The organism is bacterium, assembly GCA_012517375.1.
Classification (GTDB): domain Bacteria; phylum Hydrothermota; class Tepidihabitantia; order B3-TA06; family B3-TA06; genus JAAYVC01.
Genome location: JAAYVC010000069.1, coordinates 24,064 through 30,349 on the forward strand (window position 1 = coordinate 24,064; position 6,286 = coordinate 30,349).

General features: G+C 51.7%; 7 protein-coding genes. 1 reads left to right on the forward strand and 6 read right to left on the reverse strand.

Annotation, left to right across the window (positions count from 1 at the left end):
* Positions 1–2: 2 nt before the first annotated feature.
* The gene (locus GX441_07495; GenBank protein ID NLI98485.1) at positions 3–437 is read right to left on the reverse strand and encodes an archease; all 435 of its coding nucleotides are present in this window, start codon (positions 435–437) and stop codon (positions 3–5) included.
* The gene (locus GX441_07500; GenBank protein NLI98486.1) at positions 434–1,198 is read right to left on the reverse strand and encodes a hypothetical protein; all 765 of its coding nucleotides are present in this window, start codon (positions 1,196–1,198) and stop codon (positions 434–436) included. The genes GX441_07495 and GX441_07500 overlap by 4 nt, the downstream gene beginning before the upstream one ends.
* A 218-nt stretch (positions 1,199–1,416) precedes the next feature.
* Here GX441_07500 and GX441_07505 point away from each other — a divergent pair, with 218 nt between their 5' ends.
* A complete protein-coding gene (locus GX441_07505) occupies positions 1,417–2,541 on the forward strand; it encodes an aminotransferase class V-fold PLP-dependent enzyme (GenBank protein NLI98487.1) in 1,125 nt (374 codons plus the stop codon).
* 84 nt (positions 2,542–2,625) lie between these two features.
* On the opposite strand, the gene GX441_07510 is transcribed toward GX441_07505, so the two are convergent.
* The 4 genes from GX441_07510 to arcC all read right to left on the reverse strand — a co-directional run bounded on the left by GX441_07510 (position 2,626) and on the right by arcC (position 5,989).
* On the reverse strand, positions 2,626–2,766 hold the full coding sequence (locus GX441_07510; GenBank protein ID NLI98488.1) for a hypothetical protein: 141 nt from the start codon (positions 2,764–2,766) through the stop codon (positions 2,626–2,628).
* A gap of 175 nt (positions 2,767–2,941) precedes the next feature.
* Positions 2,942–3,793, reverse strand: a complete 852-nt coding sequence (locus GX441_07515) for a DUF89 family protein (protein ID NLI98489.1) — start codon at positions 3,791–3,793, stop codon at positions 2,942–2,944.
* A gap of 4 nt (positions 3,794–3,797) precedes the next feature.
* On the reverse strand, positions 3,798–5,021 hold the full coding sequence (locus tag GX441_07520; GenBank protein NLI98490.1) for an asparagine synthetase B: 1,224 nt from the start codon (positions 5,019–5,021) through the stop codon (positions 3,798–3,800).
* Positions 5,018–5,989, reverse strand: a complete 972-nt coding sequence (arcC, locus tag GX441_07525; GenBank protein ID NLI98491.1) for a carbamate kinase — start codon at positions 5,987–5,989, stop codon at positions 5,018–5,020. The genes GX441_07520 and arcC overlap by 4 nt, the downstream gene beginning before the upstream one ends.
* Positions 5,990–6,286: the final 297 nt, after the last annotated feature.

Here is a 6,286-nt window from a genome sequence, read left to right on the forward strand (position 1 = left end):
TCCTAAACATCGAATACTACCCGCGCCCGCCAGAAGTCCTTCTCCTTTCCGTAGAGAAACTCCTGGTAGGTAACGGTCTTCACTTCATGCAGCATGCGGTGGCGCCCCGGGTCGATACTCTCGCCCCGGACCAGCGCAACCGCCTTGTATTCTCCGTTCTTCTCACTAAGCCTGAGACTTTCTATCCTCGAGACGAGAAAGTCCTCGGTGTAAACAAGATAGAGCAGTTCGCGCAGCCAGTCGAGAAACCGTTCCTCAGGCGTTCCGGAGCTTATCTCGATAGTCTTCTCCGAAACATCCTGCAGATCCTCGAGCTCCACTATCTGTGCAACCACGGCTAAAGCCGCGTTTGCAAACAGCTCTTCTTCGCTTTGTCCTCGGATAAAAAGTTCGAGATCGCTTATGTGGTCAAGCGACTCCCATCGGGGTTCGTTCACATCTTAAGCTGAGTAGGAAACAAAACCCTGTGCTGCTCCAGATCTACAAGCGCATATCGGCCCTTGAACATTGAACCTGGATTCACGACAAGCGTTGAACCCAGCATATCCTGTCCGGGAGAACCGGTTACGTCACCCGCAAGACAGAATGCGGGCTTGCACGTTTCAATTAGTTCGTTTATGACCCGTGATCCCGAGTGAGTATTCTTTCCCGCATCAAGGGTCATTCTTGACTGTGGCGGCGTATGTGCAAGCAATATAGAGTGTTCCGGATCTGAACACCAGTCCGCAGGCAGAATCTTTGACGCTTTTTTTTCAGACGAACAGTAAACCACTTCATCACAATCTACCGGACCAATGCCTCCGCCAAGACCTGCAAACGTGTAACCTGAATACTTAAAGGGCTTTCCGTGCACATTGTAGACGTTGGAAAACCCTTCTGCCATCTCCAGAAGTCTTGATACGGGAGCATCCTGATGCCCTGGTACGAACACCACAGGAACGCCAAACCCGGTCAGATTGATGAAGAACTCGCGGTACGCAAGCTCTTCCACTACAGCGTCTTGTTCAAGTTCCGGCCTCTTCTTCGAAGAAGGCTTACCTGTTTCAAGCAGATATTTCCACTCTTCCGCTCGCGCCGGCGTATCTATGATATCACCCACGAATGCAATCAAGTCAAGTCGTTGTTCTTCAAGGGCTTCCTCAAGAGCCGGCCATATTCTTTCTCCCCCGTTATAATCCGCAAACAAAGCGATTTTCATACCGGAAAGCTTATACGCAATTTCCAAAAAGTCAAGTATGAGAGGAATTTATTTACAGCGTTAAGACAAGAGCGCCTGCAGATTTCTCTAATCGAAAGAACTCATTCTCATGAAAGATGGAGTTCTTTTAGCAGATGCATTCATCCAGACAGTATCTTGCACTTGGACCAAAGGGGTGATTGGCTTGACTGACCAAGGTTTGGAGCGTAAGATTGACAATGGATACAAGCATGCTGTTCTCGCATACAAAGAACATCATATACTTCAACCATGCCTCATCCTCTCCGCTCGCGACTACGACGAGGGAATTGATGAAGCAGGTTGTGGACAGACTCGAGTTCGGCGATTTGGACTGGGAGTTCTGGAAAAAAGAACTTGGTGAATTCCGAAGAGGCGGTGCCGCGCTTCTGAGCGTAACCCCCGAAGAGATTGGGTTTATAACCAATACGACGACCGGACTTCTTGCTGCGCTATATTCCATACCGTTCGAGTCCGGTGATAACGTCGTTCTCACTGAAGATAGTTTTCCAGCTAACCGCGTTCCCTGGTTTGCAAATCTCCCTGATGTGGAAAAAAGGCAAACACAAGTTAAAGGAATCGAAACACTTGAGGAAAGATTAATGGCTCTTACGGATGCGCGTACAAAGGCTATTGTGGTTGACTGGGTCGATTTCTTTACGGGCTATCGAGTCGATCTCAAGCTCCTGGGAGACTTCTGCATGGATAGGGGTATCTTTCTCGTTGTGGACGGAATCCAGGGCTGCGGCGCTGTAAGTATCGATTTATCAAAGATTAAGGTTGATTTTTTCACAGCCGCTTCAGCCAAGTGGCTGCTTGGCCCTGTTGGCGCCGGAATCCTGTATGTCAATAAAAATACGTTACCTGGACTTAAACCCGCCTTCATGGGCTGGATGAGTCTCGTGTGGGACGACTTCAACATCTTCGATCCACTTCCTCCTCTAAAAGACGGAGCTGCGCGATTTGAAGCAGGTTCATATCCCGGGCTGCCGCTCGTTGGATTAGTGGAGAACCTTAAGATACTGAACTCGATAGGGATTGAGGAGATTAACCGCAAGGTATTCAAACTGCGGAAGTTGCTTCTGGATGGACTGCAGGGGTTGGATGCCGAGATAATCTCACCCTTGGATGAAACACACGCATCAGGTATACTCACATTCAGACTGAGGGATAAGGATTCCAGGCTGCTGTGGGATACATTGGACAAAAATAACGTAAAATCGTCGCTTAGGAAGAATGCTATACGGCTTTCCCCGCACTTCTACAACGCCGAGGCTGAGGTCCAAAAGGTGCTCGATATCGTGACCGGCTTCGCCAAGTCCTAATAATATACTTACACTTACCTTCAGGATTGATGACGATGCGACTTAGTATTTTTATAACTGATTCTTTTTCTTCTTTGGAAGTAACTAATATTGAACCTTGTTCTTTATAGTGTCTTGGAACCATTTGTTGAATTTAGATTTAAAAGCGTCAACGTTTTTCGAGTTTTCAAAAGCATTGGCTACCTTTTCTAATTCTCTTACAACTTCATTCTTGATTTCGCCCATGAACACATCATACAAAACCGCCTCTTTTTGTCAAGACTATGTCATGATTAAATGTGAGTTAGTGTCGACGATTAAGGCGATTGCTTCGGTCAACGCCTCCTGCGTTAAACCTCGCAATGACTGCTATTTTTCGAAAAGAACAATTAGAAGGATTACGTTATCAGTGGAGGTTATTTCAGCCGTTCTTTTTCGGCGCGTAGTGCATGCAGACGAGCGAGCCCGCGTCTTCCTTTATCTTTTCAGCCACCACTTCGCACTTTACTTTAAGGAGAAGGAACGCCTCCTGGGGTCCGTCGACGAAACTCTCGAAGTTCGCATGGCCCTTGGCAATAACAACATCCGCTTCCCGCATCAGATTCCTCACCTCTGGATTAAGTGTAGGCCAGTCTATGCCCAGGCTGTTGGAGCCTGTCGAAAGAACGCGCTCTTTCGGGAAACCCAAGTCCGCGAGTTCGCTTACTGTAACGTCGTTCAGGATAGGCTGTTCTTTTGCGACGAAAAAGGTCAGAGGGACATTAAGGAAGTCCGCGCACAGCCTGTCGAGCACTACCTCGCCCGCGTTATCCAGAACGTAGACGAGCGTTCTGGCTCCTTTGATTTTTTCAAGAAGAAGAGCCGAATCGTCCCTTGCAAAGCTGGCATGTTCGAGGAACTCTTTTATCTCGGCCGTATCCGTGCTCTCGCGCGTTCCGAGATCGATGACGTTCCCGAGACACGCCGCAAGCAGCGCGGCGCGTTGCGGGTTTTCGGAACGTTCAATCGCCTCCCTCACGAACGGAATCATCTTCTCGACTTCATCGTTGTGCCGCGCCTTCTCCTTCCTGTAGGGATCGGCTCCGTTCTTGTAAAGCATCTCAAGCAGCCGGGTGGAGTATATGTTCGGTGGAAGGCTCAGAGGGATTTGCGGAACCTCCCTGCGGGCATTTGATAAGAGGGTGTTGTATTCATCGTTGGAGAGGTTAAGCGCCTTCGCGCTGCGTTCAAGCTGCTTTAAGAGACACGGAGTGCAGCGAATGTCGGATTTCACTTGCTCAGGTCTTCAATGGTTTCTTTTCGGCCGCAGGGAAGAGCACGTTGTTGAGAATGAGCCTGTAGCCGGGCGAGCTGGGATAGAGTTCGAGCATCGTAGCTGGATCGCCCACGCGGTGCTGGTAGTCCTCAGGGTCGTGTCCGCCGAAGAATGTAAAGGTGCCGTCGCCGCGGTTTCCGTGGATGTACTTAACCTCCTCCGATCCCTTCACCTCTCCCAGAATGAGCACGTCGCGCTTCAAGAACTGGCGGTTGAACCCTGTGTTCTGACCAAGAAACTCCTTGACGTACGCCACATGGTTCTGCACGAGCATCGATGGCACTGGGTCGAACTTTGTGGAAAAGTCGAAGAGCGAGAAGACCGTCTCCTCGCCGCGGTCGAAAGCCTGAAGCGAGACGTCGATGTCTGAGTGCTCGTAGATGTAGGGGTCTGTGACGGGCGTAAAGTTTTCGAACGCGAATGTGGGGTTGAAGTCGAGCTTCGTGTTCCAGTCCGGGTCGACCGGTGTTGCGTCGAATATGCGGTCCACGATGTCGGTTGCGGCTGCGGCAAGCGCCATGTCGTATGTATCCGTTGCAGAACACATGGCGAAGAGAAATCCTCCTGAGAGCACGTAGCGCCTTATCTCCTGAGCTACCGCGAGCTTGAGCTCTCTGACCGAGCCGAACTTCAATCTGCGTGCGGTCTCCTCGTTCATGCGCACCTGCTCCTGGTACCATTCCTCTGTGTAGTATGAGGAGTAGAACTTTCCAAACTGACCTGTGAAATCCTCGTGATGAAGGTGCACCCAGTCGTACTCCTTGAGCTTTCCGGCAAGCACCTCCGGGTCCCACAGCATGTCGTAGGGAATCTTGGCATAGTCCAGGGCAAGCCGCACCGCATCGTCCCATGGATCGGCGGTAGGCGGCACGTAAACGGCAATCCTGGGCGGCTTCTCAAGAACGACCGCATTCATGTTTGACTCCTCAATGGTCTGCCGGATAGCTGCCTCGGTTCCCGCATCAATTTCCTGGGCCTTGACGCCCGCAAGAAGGCATTCCTCAACGTTCTTCTTCGAGGACTCCATGAGAAACGAACCTCCCTCGTAGTTCAGGAGCCACTCAACCTTCTGGCCGCGTTCAAGCGCATGGTAGGCTATACCGTAAGCCTTTAGATGGTTCGTCTGGGTTAAATTCATCGGGATAAGTAGCTTTGAAAATATCGTGAGGCAGAGGAGAGCGTTCACGGTACTATCCGCGTTCCCGCTTTGCCTTCTATGCCTAAAAGGAGATTGGGCGGATCGGTGATGAGCACTCCCCTCCCGCCCTTTTCTGCAAATTTCACTGCCGCCTCTATCTTGGGACCCATGCTGCCCTGCGGGAACTGCCCTTGCGATAAAAGATTTTTTGCCTCCGACACCGAAAGTTCAGTGAGAGGTCTTCTCGTAGGCTTGTCGAAATCGAGATACACGCACTCTACCTGCGTGAGAATCACCAAAAGGTCGACGCGCAGGAGTGTGGCGAGAAGGGATGACGCCCTGTCCTTGTCTATGACGGCGGCGACTCCCTTGAGCCGCTTACCCTCTCTTGTCACAGGGATTCCGCCTCCTCCGACAGTAACGACCGATACGCCCGAGTCCATAAGATCTTTGACGGTCTCGAGTTCCACAATCTCTATCGGCTCCGGCGAGGCTACAACCCTGCGCCACCCGCGGCCCCTGTCCTCCTTCATCCTCCACCCGAGCCGGATGGATAGCTCGTTTGCCTCCTCTATCTTGTACGCAGGCCCTACGAACTTTGTGGGGTTGCGGAACGCCTGGTCGCGCGGGTCTACGACAACCTGCGTCACGAGCGCTGCAATCTCGCGCTTTGCGTCGCCGTCAACTGAAGCGTTGCGGATCGCCTGGCAGATGAGATAGCCTAGCGAGCCCTGCGTGGATGCGTTCGCGCCGTCCAGAGGAATCTGGGGGATGTCCTTCTCGGCTTCGTGAGCTAAATGGGAGACTAAAAGCACCTCGCCAACCTGCGGGCCGTTTCCGTGCGTTACCGCGACGCGCCAGCCCTTATCAATGAGTTCCGCAATCTGGGCAGCGGTCTCTTCGACTATCTGGCGCTGCTCCTCGAAGCTTGCGTATTTCTGGCCCGGCCGCATGAGTGCGTTGCCGCCGAGCGCGATTACGGCCCTTCGAGAAGGACCAGCTGCAGTAGGTTCCATCACGGATTCTATATATTAGACGAGCAAGGTCAACCCGTATCGCCTACACCTCTCACCCCGCCATACTACGACTGTCATTGCGAGTGTCGCTGCGAGCGACCGAAGCAATCGCCTGCGACTCGTGAGAAAGCTCACTAAAGGAGGGTCTTGACCTCTTCTTAAGCTGGCAAACAATAGAATATGCTGAAAAAGAAGGACGAGCCTGCAGCACACCCCGAAAAAAAGGAGCGCGTGAGCGCTCCTTTAACAATAATTATTTCCCTACTCTGTTATTCCGCACCTTTGGAGAAATTCGGC